General features: G+C 55.4%; 19 protein-coding genes. 10 read left to right on the top strand and 9 right to left on the bottom strand.

Going from position 1 to position 15,219, the window contains the following annotated elements:
• Nucleotide 1: 1 nt before the first annotated feature.
• Together AC2FJV_RS10880 and AC2FJV_RS10875 are read right to left on the bottom strand one after the other, a co-directional pair.
• The gene (locus AC2FJV_RS10880) at nucleotides 2–370 is read right to left on the bottom strand and encodes a hypothetical protein (protein ID WP_142632981.1); all 369 of its coding nucleotides are present in this window, start codon (nucleotides 368–370) and stop codon (nucleotides 2–4) included.
• Between the two features lie 41 nt (nucleotides 371–411).
• Nucleotides 412–729, bottom strand: coding sequence for an ArsC/Spx/MgsR family protein (locus AC2FJV_RS10875; RefSeq protein ID WP_496713770.1), 318 nt, complete (start codon nucleotides 727–729; stop codon nucleotides 412–414).
• Between the two features lie 216 nt (nucleotides 730–945).
• On the opposite strand from AC2FJV_RS10875, the gene AC2FJV_RS10870 reads away from it, so the two are divergent.
• Entirely contained in the window at nucleotides 946–1,152 is a 207-nt protein-coding gene (locus AC2FJV_RS10870) for a cold-shock protein (protein WP_142632979.1), read from the top strand.
• A 435-nt stretch (nucleotides 1,153–1,587) separates the two neighbouring features.
• Here AC2FJV_RS10870 and thyX read toward each other — a convergent pair whose 3' ends face one another.
• Entirely contained in the window at nucleotides 1,588–2,499 is a 912-nt protein-coding gene (gene thyX / locus AC2FJV_RS10865) for an FAD-dependent thymidylate synthase (RefSeq protein ID WP_281971864.1), read from the bottom strand.
• A gap of 175 nt (nucleotides 2,500–2,674) precedes the next feature.
• On the opposite strand from thyX, the gene AC2FJV_RS10860 reads away from it, so the two are divergent.
• From AC2FJV_RS10860 to AC2FJV_RS10850, 3 genes are read left to right on the top strand one after another with little or no spacing between them, the layout of a single operon-like run.
• Nucleotides 2,675–3,103, top strand: a complete 429-nt coding sequence (locus AC2FJV_RS10860; protein WP_142632976.1) for a VOC family protein — start codon at nucleotides 2,675–2,677, stop codon at nucleotides 3,101–3,103.
• Nucleotides 3,100–3,804: a DUF1194 domain-containing protein gene (locus AC2FJV_RS10855; RefSeq protein WP_271947892.1), complete on the top strand. Its 705-nt coding sequence runs from the start codon at nucleotides 3,100–3,102 to the stop codon at nucleotides 3,802–3,804. The genes AC2FJV_RS10860 and AC2FJV_RS10855 overlap by 4 nt, the downstream gene beginning before the upstream one ends.
• Nucleotides 3,801–4,529, top strand: a complete 729-nt coding sequence (locus tag AC2FJV_RS10850; protein WP_496688547.1) for a DUF1194 domain-containing protein — start codon at nucleotides 3,801–3,803, stop codon at nucleotides 4,527–4,529. Before AC2FJV_RS10855 ends, AC2FJV_RS10850 begins: the two co-directional genes overlap by 4 nt.
• On the opposite strand, the gene AC2FJV_RS10845 is transcribed toward AC2FJV_RS10850, so the two are convergent.
• From AC2FJV_RS10845 to AC2FJV_RS10835, 3 genes are all read right to left on the bottom strand, one after another.
• On the bottom strand, nucleotides 4,523–5,020 hold the full coding sequence (locus tag AC2FJV_RS10845; RefSeq protein ID WP_496688549.1) for a MarR family winged helix-turn-helix transcriptional regulator: 498 nt from the start codon (nucleotides 5,018–5,020) through the stop codon (nucleotides 4,523–4,525). The two genes, AC2FJV_RS10850 and AC2FJV_RS10845, sit on opposite strands and share 7 nt — an antisense overlap.
• Before the next feature lie 77 nt (nucleotides 5,021–5,097).
• A complete protein-coding gene (locus tag AC2FJV_RS10840; RefSeq protein WP_281971861.1) occupies nucleotides 5,098–5,322 on the bottom strand; it encodes a succinate dehydrogenase assembly factor 2 in 225 nt (74 codons plus the stop codon).
• A gap of 32 nt (nucleotides 5,323–5,354) precedes the next feature.
• Complete coding sequence (locus tag AC2FJV_RS10835; RefSeq protein WP_142632968.1) at nucleotides 5,355–5,744, bottom strand: helix-turn-helix domain-containing protein; 390 nt, start codon at nucleotides 5,742–5,744, stop codon at nucleotides 5,355–5,357.
• A 92-nt stretch (nucleotides 5,745–5,836) separates the two neighbouring features.
• Here AC2FJV_RS10835 and AC2FJV_RS10830 point away from each other — a divergent pair, with 92 nt between their 5' ends.
• Together AC2FJV_RS10830 and AC2FJV_RS10825 are read left to right on the top strand one after the other, a co-directional pair.
• On the top strand, nucleotides 5,837–7,039 hold the full coding sequence (locus AC2FJV_RS10830) for a pyridoxal phosphate-dependent aminotransferase (protein WP_496693368.1): 1,203 nt from the start codon (nucleotides 5,837–5,839) through the stop codon (nucleotides 7,037–7,039).
• Nucleotides 7,040–7,050: 11 nt separating this feature from the next.
• Entirely contained in the window at nucleotides 7,051–7,452 is a 402-nt protein-coding gene (locus AC2FJV_RS10825; RefSeq protein ID WP_281971859.1) for a hypothetical protein, read from the top strand.
• Nucleotides 7,453–7,459: 7 nt separating this feature from the next.
• Here the strand turns inward: AC2FJV_RS10825 and AC2FJV_RS10820 are convergent, their stop codons facing one another.
• Both AC2FJV_RS10820 and ppk2 read right to left on the bottom strand, forming a co-directional pair.
• Nucleotides 7,460–8,824: an MATE family efflux transporter gene (locus AC2FJV_RS10820; RefSeq protein WP_496677908.1), complete on the bottom strand. Its 1,365-nt coding sequence runs from the start codon at nucleotides 8,822–8,824 to the stop codon at nucleotides 7,460–7,462.
• A gap of 104 nt (nucleotides 8,825–8,928) precedes the next feature.
• Nucleotides 8,929–9,855 carry a polyphosphate kinase 2 gene (gene ppk2, locus AC2FJV_RS10815; RefSeq protein WP_281971857.1) on the bottom strand — a complete coding sequence of 309 codons (927 nt, stop codon included), beginning with the start codon at nucleotides 9,853–9,855 and terminating at the stop codon, nucleotides 8,929–8,931.
• Nucleotides 9,856–9,965: 110 nt separating this feature from the next.
• Here ppk2 and AC2FJV_RS10810 point away from each other — a divergent pair, with 110 nt between their 5' ends.
• Nucleotides 9,966–10,841: an alpha/beta fold hydrolase gene (locus AC2FJV_RS10810; protein WP_496677910.1), complete on the top strand. Its 876-nt coding sequence runs from the start codon at nucleotides 9,966–9,968 to the stop codon at nucleotides 10,839–10,841.
• A 3-nt stretch (nucleotides 10,842–10,844) separates the two neighbouring features.
• On the opposite strand, the gene AC2FJV_RS10805 is transcribed toward AC2FJV_RS10810, so the two are convergent.
• Nucleotides 10,845–11,453, bottom strand: a complete 609-nt coding sequence (locus tag AC2FJV_RS10805; RefSeq protein ID WP_496713706.1) for a carboxymuconolactone decarboxylase family protein — start codon at nucleotides 11,451–11,453, stop codon at nucleotides 10,845–10,847.
• A 265-nt stretch (nucleotides 11,454–11,718) separates the two neighbouring features.
• Between AC2FJV_RS10805 and AC2FJV_RS10800 the strand changes: the two genes are divergently transcribed.
• The 3 genes from AC2FJV_RS10800 (at nucleotide 11,719) to AC2FJV_RS10790 (ending at nucleotide 15,126) form a co-directional block, all read left to right on the top strand.
• A complete protein-coding gene (locus AC2FJV_RS10800) occupies nucleotides 11,719–12,279 on the top strand; it encodes an NYN domain-containing protein (RefSeq protein ID WP_246097118.1) in 561 nt (186 codons plus the stop codon).
• Between the two features lie 214 nt (nucleotides 12,280–12,493).
• Nucleotides 12,494–14,452, top strand: a complete 1,959-nt coding sequence (gene parE, locus AC2FJV_RS10795) for a DNA topoisomerase IV subunit B (RefSeq protein WP_496713704.1) — start codon at nucleotides 12,494–12,496, stop codon at nucleotides 14,450–14,452.
• On the top strand, nucleotides 14,449–15,126 hold the full coding sequence (locus AC2FJV_RS10790; protein WP_496713702.1) for a DUF2971 domain-containing protein: 678 nt from the start codon (nucleotides 14,449–14,451) through the stop codon (nucleotides 15,124–15,126). The genes parE and AC2FJV_RS10790 overlap by 4 nt, the downstream gene beginning before the upstream one ends.
• The last annotated feature ends 93 nt before the right edge of the window (nucleotides 15,127–15,219 follow it).

Raw genomic sequence — 15,219 nt, 5'->3', positions numbered from 1 at the left:
CTCAGAAATGTGCCTTGGGCTCGTCCGGTTTACCCGCGGCCAGCCCAAGGAGACCCGCCACGGCGGCAAAGGCGACCGGGAACATGGTGAACACATTGAACCCGAACGCATAATACATCCCAGCCGCAGAAATCAGCAGCAACACGCCACCAATCAGAGCGCGGGCATGTGCCATCGCCCCGCCCGCAATAGCCAATAAAGGCGCAAGGATCGCCGCGGTTCGGATCAACTGCGCATTGTCCACCTGCTCGGCAATCCCGTCGATTTCGCCAAACCTGTCGATCAACTCGACATATCCATAGCCAACAAACCCGACCAACATGCCGATCAGACCGGCAACTACCCCTAAAATCATCGCTGCGTTACGCATTTAGAACCCTCTAGCTTGCGACCAACCACATAAGTACCCACTCAGCCAACGCCAAGGGCTGCCTGCGTTTCAGCCGTCCAGCCCAGATAAAGTGCACCGTCTTTCTCAACAAGCGGTCGCTTCATTAAGGTTGGGTGTTCCTGCAAGAGTTCCAGCGGCTCTTTTTTGCGCTGCTCTGCATCCAACCCGCGCCACGTTGTCGACCTGGTATTGAGCAAAGCCTCGCCGAAACGTTTTAGGGCCTGCGCCAGTACCGCATCCGGCACACCTTGCGCGCGAACATCGATAAAATCCGAATCCTCAAGCAATTTCAAAGCCTTACGGCAAGTATCGCAAGTCTTCAATCCATATACGCGCATTTTCAGGCTGCTCCTGTTTCGATCTTGATAATGGGCAAATTCGCCAGTGTATTCCGGTATTTCTTGATTTTTTACTTCACCGTGCAATGTTGAAAAAGACGAAACACGTAATTCGGGCCGTGTCGTGTGGACGAGACGGTGATGTGTTGCGGTTACGTCAATCGCTACCCCCACCAATTTTGTGGGACAACGTGCAAGTAGAAGGAGACACGGGAAATGCCAACTGGCACCGTGAAATGGTTCAATACCACCAAAGGCTATGGGTTTATTGCCCCTGATGAAGGCGGCAAGGATGTATTTGTTCACATCTCGGCCGTTGAAAGATCTGGTCTTACCGGACTCGCTGACAATCAGAAGGTCGCTTACGAACTGGAAGACGGACGTGACGGCCGACAAATGGCTTCAGATTTGAAGCCACTGTAAAATCCCGTTACTGCGGGTACGAAAATCAGGACAACGGCCAATTTCAGGCCGTTGGCCATCGAAAGTGATGTGCCTATTCTCGCGCCCTGCTGCTTTCGGGGCGCGTGGTTCAATTTTTCCACATGGCACGATTCAGGACGTACTGGTCGCACAGGTGACCACTATCGTCCAGTTGCCGGATTATCTAGTCCACACTTCCATCAGTTGTTCAGGATCGCACATCCCGGCTCTTGCCCGGTCAGAGGTGAACTGGAGCGCAAGTTTTTGGTGCATGTAGCCGTGGGTTCGCAAATCACCATCGACGATGGGGGGACTCGGCCTGTGCCACGCGAGGCAGGAACAGGGTCAGACAACCGGTTTTGATCAAAACTGAAAGTGTCATGAAACGATCGCAACCATTTCATGACGCCCCGTATAGACAGACCGCAAGCGCACTCAACTTTCCTTGATGATCGCCTCGAACTCACGCCATTCCCGCCCGGTCATGCCCGAGTTTTCCTGCGTGACCGTCTCTCCGGCCAACATCCGACGCAGGCTGTCGACCATCTGCGCGGAAAGATTGACCGCACCCAGGCGGTAATCTTCAAACGCCTTATAGGCGGCCGGCACCCAATCAGCGACGATCTTGCACATGGCATCGGCGTAAACACGAATTTCGTATTGGGCATGAGGATCCGCGCGCAGACGCAGGAAGTGGAACAGGTTGTGCAGGTCAACCTTCCAGTACCATTGCGTGTAGATATTCGCCGGAAGGTTCATCCGCGCCAGTTCACGCGCAAGCCCTTGCTGCCCGTCCTGACCCATCATCGCCTCGTAATTGTCATAACAACGCGCGCTGTCAGCTTTCAAAATCTCAAGGACGCGCGCGGCTTCTTCGCCCTGCAACGTATCGCCGCGACCCTGATTGTTGATCTCGGACTGCGCGGACACGTGCTCGGGTGCCGGGATATAGAATTCACGGTCCAAAATCGAATAGCGCGCCGAATATTCATTCACATTCGCTGTCCGGTGCCGAATCCACTGTCGCGCGACAAAAACCGGTAACTTGACGTGCAACTTTATCTCGCACATCTCAAACGGGGTCGAGTGCCAGTGCCGCATCAGATAGCGGATCAACCCTTCGTCATTTTGCACTGATTTGGTGCCCTTGCCATAGGACACGCGTGCGGCCTGACAAATCGCAGCGTCATCACCCATATAGTCGATCACGCGCACAAAACCGTGGTCCAGAACCTGATGCGCCGTGTACAGGTGTTCCTCCATCCCCGCAGCTACAACACGGCGTGTTGGATGCGATTGCGCCCGTTGCGCTTCGATCTCGGCCAGTTGGTCAGAGGACAGCGGCATGAAATTTCCTTTCCAGCAATGAGTCGCCTGCCACTATATATCGCCAATCAAAAGACAGGAACCGCGATATGTGCGCCCACATTTGCATTTTCAGAATTGTGTCCGTGCGGCCTCTCGACACGTGATGTACGCGCGCTAAGGTGCAGGGCATCACCGGAACAGAAAGGAACCCGCAATGGGGCTCACTTACCTCCACACCATGGTTCGCGTGAAGGACCTGGACAAATCCATGGCGTTTTACAAGTTGCTGGGCCTTAAGGAAACGCGCCGCTATGACAGCGAACAGGGGCGGTTTTCCCTGATCTTCATGGCTCCTGCTGGGCAAGAGGATCGACCAATCGAGTTGACCTATAACTGGGATGGGGATGACGATCTGCCCAACGACAGCCGCCATTTCGGCCATCTCGCCTATGGAGTCGACAATATTTATGAAACCTGCCAGCACCTGCAGGACAATGGAGTCGTGATCAACCGGCCACCGCGCGACGGCCGAATGGCGTTTGTCAGGTCACCCGACAATATCTCGGTAGAGTTGCTACAAAACGGTGATGCGCTGGAACCGGCCGAACCCTGGGCCAGCATGGAAAGCACCGGGCACTGGTGATCCGCTGGTTGATCACACTGGGCCTAGCCTTTTTAGCCAGCCCTCTGCGGGCCGAGCCCTGTCGCCTTGCGCTTGCGCTGGCAATGGACATTTCAACATCGGTAAGCGCAGAAGAGGACGCGCTGCAAAGGCAGGGCCTTGCCGCAGCGTTGGTTGCCCCCGAGGTGACCGAGGCCTTCTTTTCCTCGCCGATGCCGGTCGCGCTGGCTGTTTATGAATGGAGCGGCCGGGACGTTCAGCATATCATACTGGGCTGGACGATGATCAACACGCAGACCGATTTGCTGGTGGCAGCGACCACGATACAGCAATCGGTCCGATCAGACAGCGACTCGGCCACGGCGATGGGGTATGCGCTGGCCTTTGGGGCGACGCTGATGCAGCAGGCCCCGACATGTCTTTTTCAAACCATTGATCTGTCAGGTGACGGTTCGAACAACGATGGATATGGCCCGGATTCCGCCTATCGGCATTTTCCCTTTGAGAATACGATTGTGAATGGCCTGGTCATTAATGCCGCCGACTTCGAAGGCGAGCTGTATCTGATTCCCTTTTTTGAAAACAATGTCCTGTACGGCCCCGGCGCGTTCCTGGAAATCGCCGACGGGTTCCAGGATTTCGAACGCGCCATGCGGCGCAAACTTGAACGCGAACTAAAAGGTATGCAGATCGGCGCATTGTCGGGCCCCGGCCAGCGATGATACGTGCGCTTGCAACGATAGTCAGCATATTGGCCACCTCTGCGGCATCAGAATGCCGCCATGCTTTGGCTTTGGGCCTGGATGTGTCGGGATCGGTCGACAGCTCGGAATACCGGTTACAGCTTGGCGGCTTGGCAGGTGCTTTGCGCAGGCCCGAGATTAAGCAACTCTTTCTTTCAAACACAGCAAACCCGGTACACATCGCGATTTATGAGTGGAGCGAACCCGGCCACCAACGCCTGTTATTGGGCTGGACCGCAGTACAATCGGACCTCGATCTGGAGCGCATAGCCACCCTGCTCGACCATGTGAAACGCAGCGGCGCTCCGCAAGGAACCGCCGTCGGGTCCGCCATGCTGTTCGGTGCTGAACTTTTGGGCCAGAAACCCGATTGCTGGAAGCGGACATTGGATCTGTCGGGGGACGGAAAGCACAATATCGGCCTGCATCCAAGAAATGCGAAACAGACGCTCTCTGACGACGGTATCACGATCAATGGACTGGTCATCGGTGCCGACGACCCTGACATCGGTAGCACCCGCTATGTTCAGGTCGGAGAGCTGCTGGCCTATTTCAAAGCATGGGTCATCCTTGGCCCCGGCGCCTTTGTTGAGGTTGCCCTGGGCTTTGACGATTACGAAGAAGCAATGACCCGTAAACTGATCCGCGAACTTGAAGGCCTGATCCTATCGGATGCGGGACAGAGGCCGACCAAGCATCAGTAGATATAGCGGATCTGATCCGTCCAATACCGTTCTACCCGCCGCAATGCTCCGGTAATGTCTTCGATCCCTTCCAGTCCAAGCACGCCGCGCGATTGTAGGCCTTCGGCATGTCTCGAAAACAGCTCGGAGACGATATCGCGGATTTCCCGGCCCTGTGGCGTCAACCGGACACGCACCGAACGGCGGTCTATTTCGCAACGTTGATGGTGCATATACCCCATCTCGACCAATTTCTTGAGGTTGTAGCTGACATTGCTGCCTTGATAGTAGCCGCGGCTTTTCAATTCACCAGCGGTAACCTCATGATCTCCGATATTGAACAAAAGCAACGCTTGAACCGCGTTGATCTCAAGAACTCCGACCCGTTCAAACTCATCTTTGATGACGTCCAACAACAAACGATGAAGCCGCTCGACCAGAGCAAGTGCCTCAAGATAGCTGGTCATGAAGCCTTTGACCCCCGGCGCGGAGACCTGCATTTCCAAACTCATACGATCCTCCGATTCATTCGCGCAGTTTCAGGCAGAATGAAGCGAAAAGCCGAAAAATCAGTTAAGCTGGATAATCTTTATTTTTGAAAGGTTTGTGCGATTTCGGAAACAAGGTCCGAGAATTGGGCAGGTGGCAGGACCTGACCGGTGACCCATTGATACAGGTCCTGATCATTCTCGTGCAACAGGGCGTCGTAAACATCCAGCCCTGTTGCATCCATGGAGTCCAGATTGCGGTCTGCATAGGCAGCCAGAATCAGATCCATCTCTTTGATGCCGCGTCGCATGGAACGCATTTTCATCCGTTTGATCCTGACATTGCGCGGTTCGACCACTATTCCGCCTCCAGCATCATGCGCACACGTTTCTCCAGTCTTGCAGCCCGCTCGGCGCTGGCGCGCATCTCGCCTCGGATTGAACGAAGCTCGGATACGATTCCGGCCAGGTCAGGTGCGTTTTCTCCAGCCTCGACAGGGGCGTCCATCCCGTCGCCCTCGCCGGTGAGAAGCCACATGATCGAAACGTTGATCATGCCTGCCATCATCGACAGTCGGTTGGCCCGGGGCTCAGACAGATCATTTTCCCAGGCGGCAATCGTAGACTTCTTGACACCCAGCCTGCGGGCCAGATGTGCCTGCGTCATCCCCGCTGCTTCACGCGCCCCTGCCAGCCGGTCTCCGAATGTCGCCGCGTCGGGTCCGTACCAGTCATTTTCGTCGTTCATCGGGGTCTCCAAATCTCTTGTTTTATATCGCTTGATCGTCGTTCAGGCGCACCCTATGACAGTCAGGCTAAACATACAAACTGAGGCCGACCATGAGTTTCCTGTCTGCGACACTGTCACGCGTAAAACCATCTCCAACAATCGCGATGACAGCCAAGGCGGCCGAATTAAAGGCAGCCGGACGAGACGTAATCGGCCTAAGCGCCGGGGAGCCAGATTTCGACACGCCCCAAAACATCAAGGATGCTGCGGTGGCGGCCATCGCTGCTGGAAAGACCAAATACACCGCGCCCGATGGCATACCAGAGCTGAAGCAGGCGGTTTGCGCCAAGATGAAACGTGATCATGGACTGGACTATTCGCCTGCTCAGATCTCGGTCGGAACCGGTGGCAAGCAGACGCTGTATAACGCGCTGATGGCCACCATGAACGCGGGCGATGAGGTGGTCATACCTGCACCTTATTGGGTTAGCTATCCCGATATGGTTCTTCTGGCCGGGGGAACGCCTGTGACAGTTGAAACGACCTTGGAGAACAGTTTCAAACTAACCGCTGAACAGCTTGAGGCAGCAATTACACCAAGGACCAAATGGTTCATCTTCAACTCTCCGTCCAACCCAACCGGTGCAGGGTATAGCCGTGCGGAATTGAGAGCTTTGACCGATGTCCTGATCAGGTACCCGCATGTTTGGGTAATGACGGATGATATGTACGAGCATCTGGCCTATGACGGGTTTGAGTTCTGCACACCGGCAGAAGTCGAGCCCAGGCTTTATGACCGCACCCTGACCTGCAATGGTGTATCCAAAGCCTATGCTATGACTGGCTGGCGGATTGGCTATGCAGCAGGGCCTGCCGAATTGATTGCGGCAATGCGCAAGGTTCAGTCTCAATCGACCTCGAACCCCTGCTCGATCAGCCAATGGGCGGCGGTAGAGGCGCTGAACGGTACACAGTCCTTTCTGGCCCCGAACAATGAAACGTTCAAACGCCGCCGTGATCTGGTCATCAGCATGCTGAACCAGATCGAAGGAGTGACCTGCCCAACTCCGGAAGGTGCGTTTTACGTCTACCCTTCCATTTCCGGGTTGATCGGAAAGACCACGCCTGCAGGCACTTTGATCGACACAGACGAAGCCTTCGCAACCGCGCTTTTGGAAGAGGCTGACGTTGCAGTCGTCTTCGGCGCTGCGTTTGGGTTGTCCCCCAACTTCCGCGTCAGCTATGCTACGTCAGATGAAGCGCTGACCGAAGCCTGCACGCGCATTCAGAGGTTTTGTGCTTCGCTGACCTGATCGGAGACCTTATGACTGCCGAATTGCCTGAGTACTATTTCCGCATACGCGAAAACGGTGCCGCGGTTTTCCGGATCGACACGGAAAACCGCCAACGTCGGATTGAAATGAACCAGATCGCGGTCATCAACATCCGCAATGGAGAGGTGAAGCCGCAGGGTCAGCGCGCTCTGACTGAGGCGGATCAGGCCGAAATCGAGCGCTGGATGGCAGAACGTAAAGATCTTCTGGCGCAGCGCGATATCGACGATATTCACCGCGCGGTGGACTATCTGAACCTAACCACACAGTGGGCCCAGTCCAAAGCGACTGACCAACAGCTCGAGGACGTTACGGACCGGCTACTACTGGCGATGCATGATCTGCGCAGCGTATTGGTTCGGAAGAAAGCCGACCGGCTGAACAATGGCTAATTTGCCTTCACGCTGCCGGTTCAGCGATTATACGCACTGATCGCAGCCAGAAGCGCGCCATCAACAGTACGGCGGCACAGGCAAGACCCAGCACAAGGCCCAACCAGACACCGACGCCCTCCATGCCGCGGATGAACCCAAAATAGTAGGACGCCGGAATTCCGACGACCCAATAGCTTAGCCCCGCCATGACCATTGGCACCTTGGCATCCTGCAATCCGCGCAATAGGCCCAGCGCGATCACCTGTGCACCGTCCACCAGCTGGAACAACGCAGCCATGGCCAGCAACCCGGTACCTATGGCCAGAATCTCGGGGCGTTTCGGATCCTGCGGTTCCACAAATACGGAAATCAGAGGCTCGGCGCAGGTCAGGAACAGGATGATTGTCAGGATAGACACCACAAGGGACATCCCTGTCACGGCGACGGCACCTTTTTCCAGATGCGCGCGGTCCTTGCGGCCAAGCGCATTGCCCGCCCGGATCGTGGCAGCGTTGGACAGGCCCAGATGCACCATGAATGTCGCCGAGGCGAGGTTCAGAGCGATCCCATGCGCCGCCAGCGGCACCTGACCGATCCAACCCATCATAAAGGCCGACATCGCGAACAGAGACACTTCGGCCAGCAGGGTCAGCCCGATGGGTATGCCTAGCTTCAGAACGCTCAGCAGCATCTCCCAGTCGGGCCGCCAAAACCTTTGGAACAGGCTATGCTCGGGCAGAACTTTTACAGCATAGATGATAACCGCAATTAACGACACGGTCTGCGTCACGACCGAAGCGATAGCGGCGCCCATCACGCCCAGTTCAGGCGCACCCCAGTTGCCAAAGATCAAAGCATAGTTGGTCAGACCGTTCACCACCGCAGCAGCAACGGTGATCCACAAAACAACCTGGGTTCGCTCCAACGCCGCAAGGTAGGACTTCAAGACCATTACCACCAGAGCGGGGAACAGACCCCAGCCTGCAACCCGCAGGTATTCCGATGCAGTTTCCGCCACCTGTGGATCCTGATCTGTGGCGATCAAGATCGGGTATGACCACCACAGCAATGGCATTACCACTGCTGCATATAGCAACGACAACCAGAGCCCCATGCGGGTCGAACGGCGAATGCTGGTTTCATCGTCTTCGGCAGCGGCTGTTGCCACCATTGGCATAACGGCCAGACCGAACCCGCCCCCGAACAGGAACAGGACAAAGTAAAAGCTGCTGGCCAACGTGACCGCCGCCAAAGCTTCGACCCCGTACCAGCCAAGCATGATCGTGTCCGTCAGACCGATTGCGAACTGCGCCAGATGCCCGCCAACCAATGGCAGGCCCAGGACGGCAATGGCACGGAAATGGCCTTGATATGTCATCACCTTATTCATTCCACCAGCCATAGGCCCGGCGAAAGGCCGGGACAAGACCGGAACAGAGAAATTTCAGAGTGAGACATGGATCCGGGACAGGTGCCCTGCCCCGAACCTTAGGCCTAGCAGCGGGCGTCAGGATGCAGCGCGTTGCCCAGAATATGCTCGGATCGGTGGATCACATGATGCGCCTGACCCACGATCAAAGGATCGGGCTCGCCAACAATGCCGTGATCCTTGTCCGGGTAATCAAGTGTCGACAGAAAGTGGCGCATACAGTTCAGACGAGCGCGTTTTTTGTCATTCGATTTCACGATGGTCCAGGGCGCATCAGCGGTGTCTGTATAAAAGAACATCGCCTCTTTCGCCTCGGTATAGTCATCCCATTTGCCAAGGCTTGCCTTGTCGATCGGAGATAGTTTCCATTGCTTCAACGGATCGGTCTCACGGCTTTGAAACCGCCGCTGTTGTTCGGGTTGCGTGACCGAAAACCAGTATTTGTAAAGCTGAATTCCCGACCTCACCAACATCCGTTCAAGCTCTGGCGTCTGGCGCATAAACTCTAGGTACTCGTTCGGAGAACAGAACCCCATCACCCTCTCGACCCCGGCGCGGTTGTACCAAGAGCGGTCGTAGAACACCATTTCACCAACGGTGGGAAGCTCGTGCACATAGCGCTGATAGTACCATTGGCCCTTTTCTTCCCAGGTGGGTTTGTTAAGGGCGACCACGCGCGCCTGACGGGGGTTTAGGTGTTCCATAAACCGTTTGATTGTACCGCCCTTACCAGCCGCATCGCGCCCTTCGAACAGCAATACGAACCGTTGACCGGTTTCCTGCGCCCACAGCTGAACCTTAAGCAACTCAGCCTGCAGTTTGGCCTTCTCGGCCTCATAGACCCGCCGGGGCATCTTGCGATGATAGGGATATCTTCCACTTTCGAATGCCTTGCGGATCTTTTCCGGGCTTGGCTCGGAAACAGCACCTGCAACAGATGTTTCGTCATTCACGCGTGGTAGATTTTGCTCGGGTTGCGCAGCTGCATCCATTCATATTCTCCTTTTTTCACTGTTCGAAAAAACGGCTAGCAGAACCGAAGCTTTCGCGCTTTGATTGGGGTCAAACCAAATTCACTTATACGGCGAAAAGGCCAAGAAACATGGAAACCCGATTTCAGATCCTGAATGGCCAGAGGTTTCATATTCGCCGTTGGGGGTCATCCGACCTGCCACCCTTGCTGATGCTGCACGGCTTTCCGGAATATGGTGGGGCATGGGCCGATCTGGCGCCACATCTGGCATCTCATTTCCATTGCATTGCCCCTGATCAACGCGGTTACGGCCAAAGCTGGGCACCAGAGGGTGTCGGCCAATATGCCACGTCCGAGCTGGTCTCGGATATGATCGCACTTGTCGAAGGTCTGGATACGCCAATCAGTGTTCTGGGCCATGACTGGGGCGCCGCGGTCGCCTATGGCCTGGCCATGTTCCGCCCAGATCTCGTCGGTCGCCTGATCATCGCAAACGGCGTTCACCCGGTGCCCTTCCAACGGGCTATGGCATCGGGCGGCGCACAATCCGCGGCCTCTCAATATATTAACGCGCTACGGGCCCCTGATGCCGCAACACACTTTGCCGCGAACAATTTTACCCGCTTGGAAAGTTTCTTTCGCCACGGGATGGGCTTGGACTGGCTGTCCGATGCCCGAATGGAGGACTATCGAACTGAATGGGCCCGTCCCGGTCGTCTGAATGCCATGCTGAACTGGTATCGGGCCTCTCCGCTGGTTGTGGCGAAACCGGGCGAGCCCTGCACAGACCTGCCCCGGCTTCCGGTCGAGCGGCTGATGGTTCGTTGCCCACATCTTTTGCTATGGGGCTCCGATGACAAAGCGCTGCTGCCCGAGGCGACAGACGGTCTGGAAGATTTCGCGCCCGACCTCACACGAGTCGATATTCCGGGCACGGATCACTGGTTACACCACCAGAAGCCCGAAGCAATGGCACAGGCAATCATTGAGTGGACAGACGGCTGAGGCCTATTTATGCCCCCAATCGGCAGGATCAGCCGAGTTATTGGGGGACAGCCCCAGAATGTCACCATCGGTAGAACATCCCAGCCCCAGAACGGTGCGGTTAGCATAGGCGAAATAGGCGCAGACCTGATTGATCTCGAGAATTTCTCCATCATCCCACCCCGCCTTGCGTAGGGCGGCGATGTCACCTTCCACCAATTCTGCAGGGGCCTGCGTCAGCTTGCGCGCATACAGCATGGCCGCAACCTGAGCAGCCTCCAATGGTGCGCTTTCAGGTGTCCCAGCTTCGATCGCGGCACGGATTGCATTACCGCGCACTTCGTCGCCTAACAACCTTTGCAACCCGTTGAAATGATGCTCGACACAGTACCCGCAGTTGTTCAGAGAACTGACCCAGACACCCAGAGTTTCGAGAAACCACTTGGGAATCTGATTGGCCGAATGGTGCAGCACATTCTTGTACAACGCCATATGTCCTTCCATCGAATGCGGCCGCAAGGAATGCGCCATCATGATGTTGTCGACATTGTTGTCGGGGCCGGTCACCCGCTCATACAGCTTGCGCAGCTTGCCCGTAGCTTGTTCGAAAGGAATGGTATTGATCCAGCTCATTTAGCATGCCTTGTTACTGTTGTTCAGCTTCGCGAAAAGACTAGAAGCGAAAACTGAGCGTTGCGAGGTAAAAAGCAGAGCTTTTAGTACCTCGGGGCATCGAACCAGATAGATACACAAGGTTCGGGATTATTATACAACGTTTTGGGGTGCACATAGCGCCAAACCCAACACCACGTCGCCCCGGGCCCCACTATATTACAATTTTCATTTCGGTGTTTTATTCGCTTCAGTCACATAGACTATCAATTTTGCGAAAGAGATTTTGGAATTGCGCATACTCTGTACTGTCTTCGTGCTCTCCGGGATAGGCACCGTCGTCGCATTGACGCAACCCGGGCTCACCGATTGGGTATTGCTGGCTGGGCCCTGCTCATTGGCAAGTGTGGTATTGCTACTCAAAAACTGGCTGAAGCGCTTTCAAAAAGCAAGAAAGTGGGCAGTCGTTGACGGATCAAACGTCATGCACTGGAAGGACGATGTTCCAAGTATCGAGACCGTTCGCGAGGTCACGATCGCACTGACCAAAGCAGGGCTAACGCCCGGAGTGGTCTTTGATGCGAATGTGGGATACAAAATTTCTGATCGATACATGAGTGACAAATATCTGGCGTCCAAGCTTAGGCTACCGAGAGATCGCGTTATGGTCGCTCCAAAAGGAACACCAGCAGACCCATTAGTCTTGCAAGCCGCCAGGGATTATCAAGCCAGCATCGTTACGAATGACCGATTCCGCGATTGGGCTGATGACTACCAAGATGTTCTAAACGACAGAAAACCAATACGCGGCGGTTACAAGGACGGAATGCTTTGGTTGTCCCTTTGATACCTCACCAATTTGCGGGTAGCTTTGCCTGACGTATTCGCTTGTATGTCTGTACTTAGCTAAAGACAGACACCACAGAACGTCCAATTCCAAAGCATCGCTCCTACTCCTCGCGCTTCCAAGACCCAAACCATCCACAACACCTCGCGTCCCTCTTCCCCCGGACCACATCACCTGCCATAATGGGGGAAACTCAAAAACAAGAGCAGCCCATATGCCCGACGATCTGTTGACGCCCGAAGCGACCAATACCTATGACGCCTCATCCATTGAGGTGCTCGAAGGTCTTGAACCTGTTCGCAAACGCCCCGGCATGTATATCGGCGGCACGGATGAGCGTGCGCTGCACCATATGGTCGCTGAAATCCTCGACAACTCGATGGACGAAGCGGTGGCAGGCCATGCCAACCGGATCGAGGTCGAACTGCACGCAGATTACGCCCTGACCGTGCGTGACAATGGGCGCGGCATTCCGATCGATCCGCACCCGAAATTCCCCGACAAATCCGCGCTTGAGGTCATCCTGTGCACATTGCACGCGGGTGGCAAGTTCTCGGGTAAGGCGTATCAGACCTCGGGCGGTCTGCATGGGGTTGGTGCATCTGTGGTCAATGCTTTGTCGGATTCCATGGTTGTTCAGGTGGCCCGGGACAAACAGCTGTTCGAACAACGCTTCTCGCGCGGAGTACCTCAGGGACCGGTTGAAAAGGTTGGTGCTGCCCCCAATCGGCGCGGCACCACGGTGACCTTCCATGCCGATCCCGACATCTTTGGCCACCACAAATTCAAACCCGCGCGGCTGTTCAAATCCATCCGCTCCAAGGCCTATCTGTTCTCGGGCGTCGAAATCCGCTGGAAAACCGCCATCGACGACGGCGAAACCCCCACCGAGGCGACGTTCCACTTTCCCGGCGGGTTGTCGGATTACCTGAAGGAAACGATGAACGGCTCGTCGACCTATGCCGACCAGCCCTTTGCCGGCACCGTGGATTTCCGCGAAAAATTCAACGCCCCCGGCAAGGTCGAATGGGCGATCAACTGGACCCCCTCACGCGACGGGTTCATCCAATCCTACTGTAACACCGTCCCCACCCCCGAAGGCGGCACGCATGTGGCGGGCTTCTGGGCGGCGGTCCTCAAGGGCATCAAAGCTTACGGCGAGCTGATCAACAACAAAAAGGCCGCGCAGATCACCCGCGACGACCTGGTTACCGGCGGCTGCGCCCTAGTGTCCTGCTTTATCAGCGAGCCTGAATTCGTCGGCCAGACCAAAGACCGTCTCGCCACGGTCGAAGCACAGCGGCTGGTCGAAAACTCGGTCCGTGACCATTTCGACAACTGGCTGGCCGCGGATAACAAATCCGCCGGAGCGATCCTCGACTTCCTCATTCTAAGGTCCGAGGAACGCCTGCGCCGGCGAGCCGAGAAGGAAACACAGCGCAAGTCCGCCACTAAGAAACTTCGTCTCCCCGGCAAGCTGGTGGACTGTTCCAGTTCAACACGGAACGGCACCGAATTGTTCATCGTCGAGGGCGACTCGGCGGGCGGCTCGGCCAAGATGGGTCGCAACCGCAAAACACAGGCCCTGCTGCCCCTGCGTGGCAAGATCCTGAACGTGCTGGGCGCGGCCAGTTCCAAGCTGGGCACCAATGCCGAGATCAACGATCTGACCCAGGCGCTGGGTGTCGGGCTTGGCACCCGTTTCAACGTCGACGACCTGCGCTATGACAAGATCATCATCATGACCGACGCGGATGTCGACGGCGCGCATATCGCGGCGCTGCTGATGACGTTCTTCTTCACCCAAATGCGCCCGATGATCGACACGGGCCACCTTTACCTGGCCTGCCCGCCCCTATATCGGCTGACCCAAGGCGCTAAACGCGTCTACTGTTTGGACGAGGCCGAGCGCGACGAATGGCTTGAGAAGGGCCTGGGCGGCAAGGGCAAGATCGATGTATCCCGCTTCAAGGGACTGGGTGAAATGGACGCCAAGGACCTGAAAGAAACCACGATGGACCCGGCATCCCGCAAACTGATCCGCGTCACGATTGACGAGGACGAACCTGGCGAAACCGGCGACTTGGTCGAGCGCCTGATGGGCAAAAAACCCGAACTGCGGTTCCAATACATTCAAGAGAACGCGCGGTTTGTGGAGGAGTTGGATGTTTGATTGAATCCAAACGTCTATACTATTTCACGGGCCCAGAACATGCACTAGACAACGTTGTACGACGCCGCTTGAAACTGTCGTTCCCCAATGAAGTGAATGATATCTTCGAGATGATGCCATTCGACTTCGGGAACAATCGTACAGCAAGAATAGCATGGCGTGCTACCATTGAAGAATTCTCTAAAGAACGCGGTTTTATCTCGTTCTGTAGTGAATGGACCCTCCCGACTATGTGGGGCCACTACGCTCAGAATCATAAAGGGGTTTGCTTCGGTTTTGACGTTTCTGGTGACGTTATTCCAATCGAATACGAAGAGGACTTTTTTCCCTTTTGCCCGGTAGCCCTCTTGGACACTAAAGTGTTGGAGCATTTACTCTCCAAGGCTCGAAACACAAAAAGCAAACATTGGATGTACGAAAACGAATGGAGAGCATACGTTGAACTTCCGCAAAAAGACAAAGAACTAAAGGCACGTGGTGCAAATCTGTTCTTCCATCCATTTAGCGATGAGCTAAGGCTGCGAGAGATTATTATCGGTGCCAGGTCAAACCTAAAACCCTCTCAGTTTGAATGTGCTTTGAAGGACTACAACGGCGTCAAAATAAAAAAAGCCAGAGCGTCATTTCGTGGTTTCAAAATTGTTGAACGACGGTTTCTGAAACAAATGAAATAGAATTCCAATGAGAGACTCCCGCATTCAGCTAATCGAAGAAGTGATCATCTTGTGACGTTCGAACAGCAACGGTTCTTTTTAATTTGAACCTCG

The sequence above is a fragment of the Ruegeria sp. CDSA241 genome, from assembly GCF_059611265.1.
Note: the sequence above shows the minus strand (reverse complement) of the source record. Positions and strands in the feature narration are given on the sequence as shown.

Excerpts from the sequence above, each read along its gene's own strand:
- ppk2 (WP_281971857.1), bottom strand. The coding sequence starts at position 9,855 with ATGGATGCAGCTGCGCAACCCGAGCAAAATCTACCACGCGTGAATGAC.
- AC2FJV_RS10850 (WP_496688547.1), top strand. The coding sequence starts at position 3,801 with ATGATACGTGCGCTTGCAACGATAGTCAGCATATTGGCCACCTCTGCG.
- AC2FJV_RS10830 (WP_496693368.1), top strand. The coding sequence starts at position 5,837 with ATGAGTTTCCTGTCTGCGACACTGTCACGCGTAAAACCATCTCCAACA.
- AC2FJV_RS10805 (WP_496713706.1), bottom strand. The coding sequence starts at position 11,453 with ATGAGCTGGATCAATACCATTCCTTTCGAACAAGCTACGGGCAAGCTG.
- AC2FJV_RS10860 (WP_142632976.1), top strand. The coding sequence starts at position 2,675 with ATGGGGCTCACTTACCTCCACACCATGGTTCGCGTGAAGGACCTGGAC.
- AC2FJV_RS10810 (WP_496677910.1), top strand. The coding sequence starts at position 9,966 with ATGGAAACCCGATTTCAGATCCTGAATGGCCAGAGGTTTCATATTCGC.
- AC2FJV_RS10870 (WP_142632979.1), top strand. The coding sequence starts at position 946 with ATGCCAACTGGCACCGTGAAATGGTTCAATACCACCAAAGGCTATGGG.
- AC2FJV_RS10880 (WP_142632981.1), bottom strand. The coding sequence starts at position 370 with ATGCGTAACGCAGCGATGATTTTAGGGGTAGTTGCCGGTCTGATCGGC.
- AC2FJV_RS10840 (WP_281971861.1), bottom strand. The coding sequence starts at position 5,322 with ATGAAAATGCGTTCCATGCGACGCGGCATCAAAGAGATGGATCTGATT.
- parE (WP_496713704.1), top strand. The coding sequence starts at position 12,494 with ATGCCCGACGATCTGTTGACGCCCGAAGCGACCAATACCTATGACGCC.
- AC2FJV_RS10820 (WP_496677908.1), bottom strand. The coding sequence starts at position 8,824 with ATGAATAAGGTGATGACATATCAAGGCCATTTCCGTGCCATTGCCGTC.
- AC2FJV_RS10835 (WP_142632968.1), bottom strand. The coding sequence starts at position 5,744 with ATGAACGACGAAAATGACTGGTACGGACCCGACGCGGCGACATTCGGA.
- AC2FJV_RS10875 (WP_496713770.1), bottom strand. The coding sequence starts at position 729 with ATGCGCGTATATGGATTGAAGACTTGCGATACTTGCCGTAAGGCTTTG.
- AC2FJV_RS10825 (WP_281971859.1), top strand. The coding sequence starts at position 7,051 with ATGACTGCCGAATTGCCTGAGTACTATTTCCGCATACGCGAAAACGGT.
- thyX (WP_281971864.1), bottom strand. The coding sequence starts at position 2,499 with ATGCCGCTGTCCTCTGACCAACTGGCCGAGATCGAAGCGCAACGGGCG.
- AC2FJV_RS10845 (WP_496688549.1), bottom strand. The coding sequence starts at position 5,020 with ATGAGTTTGGAAATGCAGGTCTCCGCGCCGGGGGTCAAAGGCTTCATG.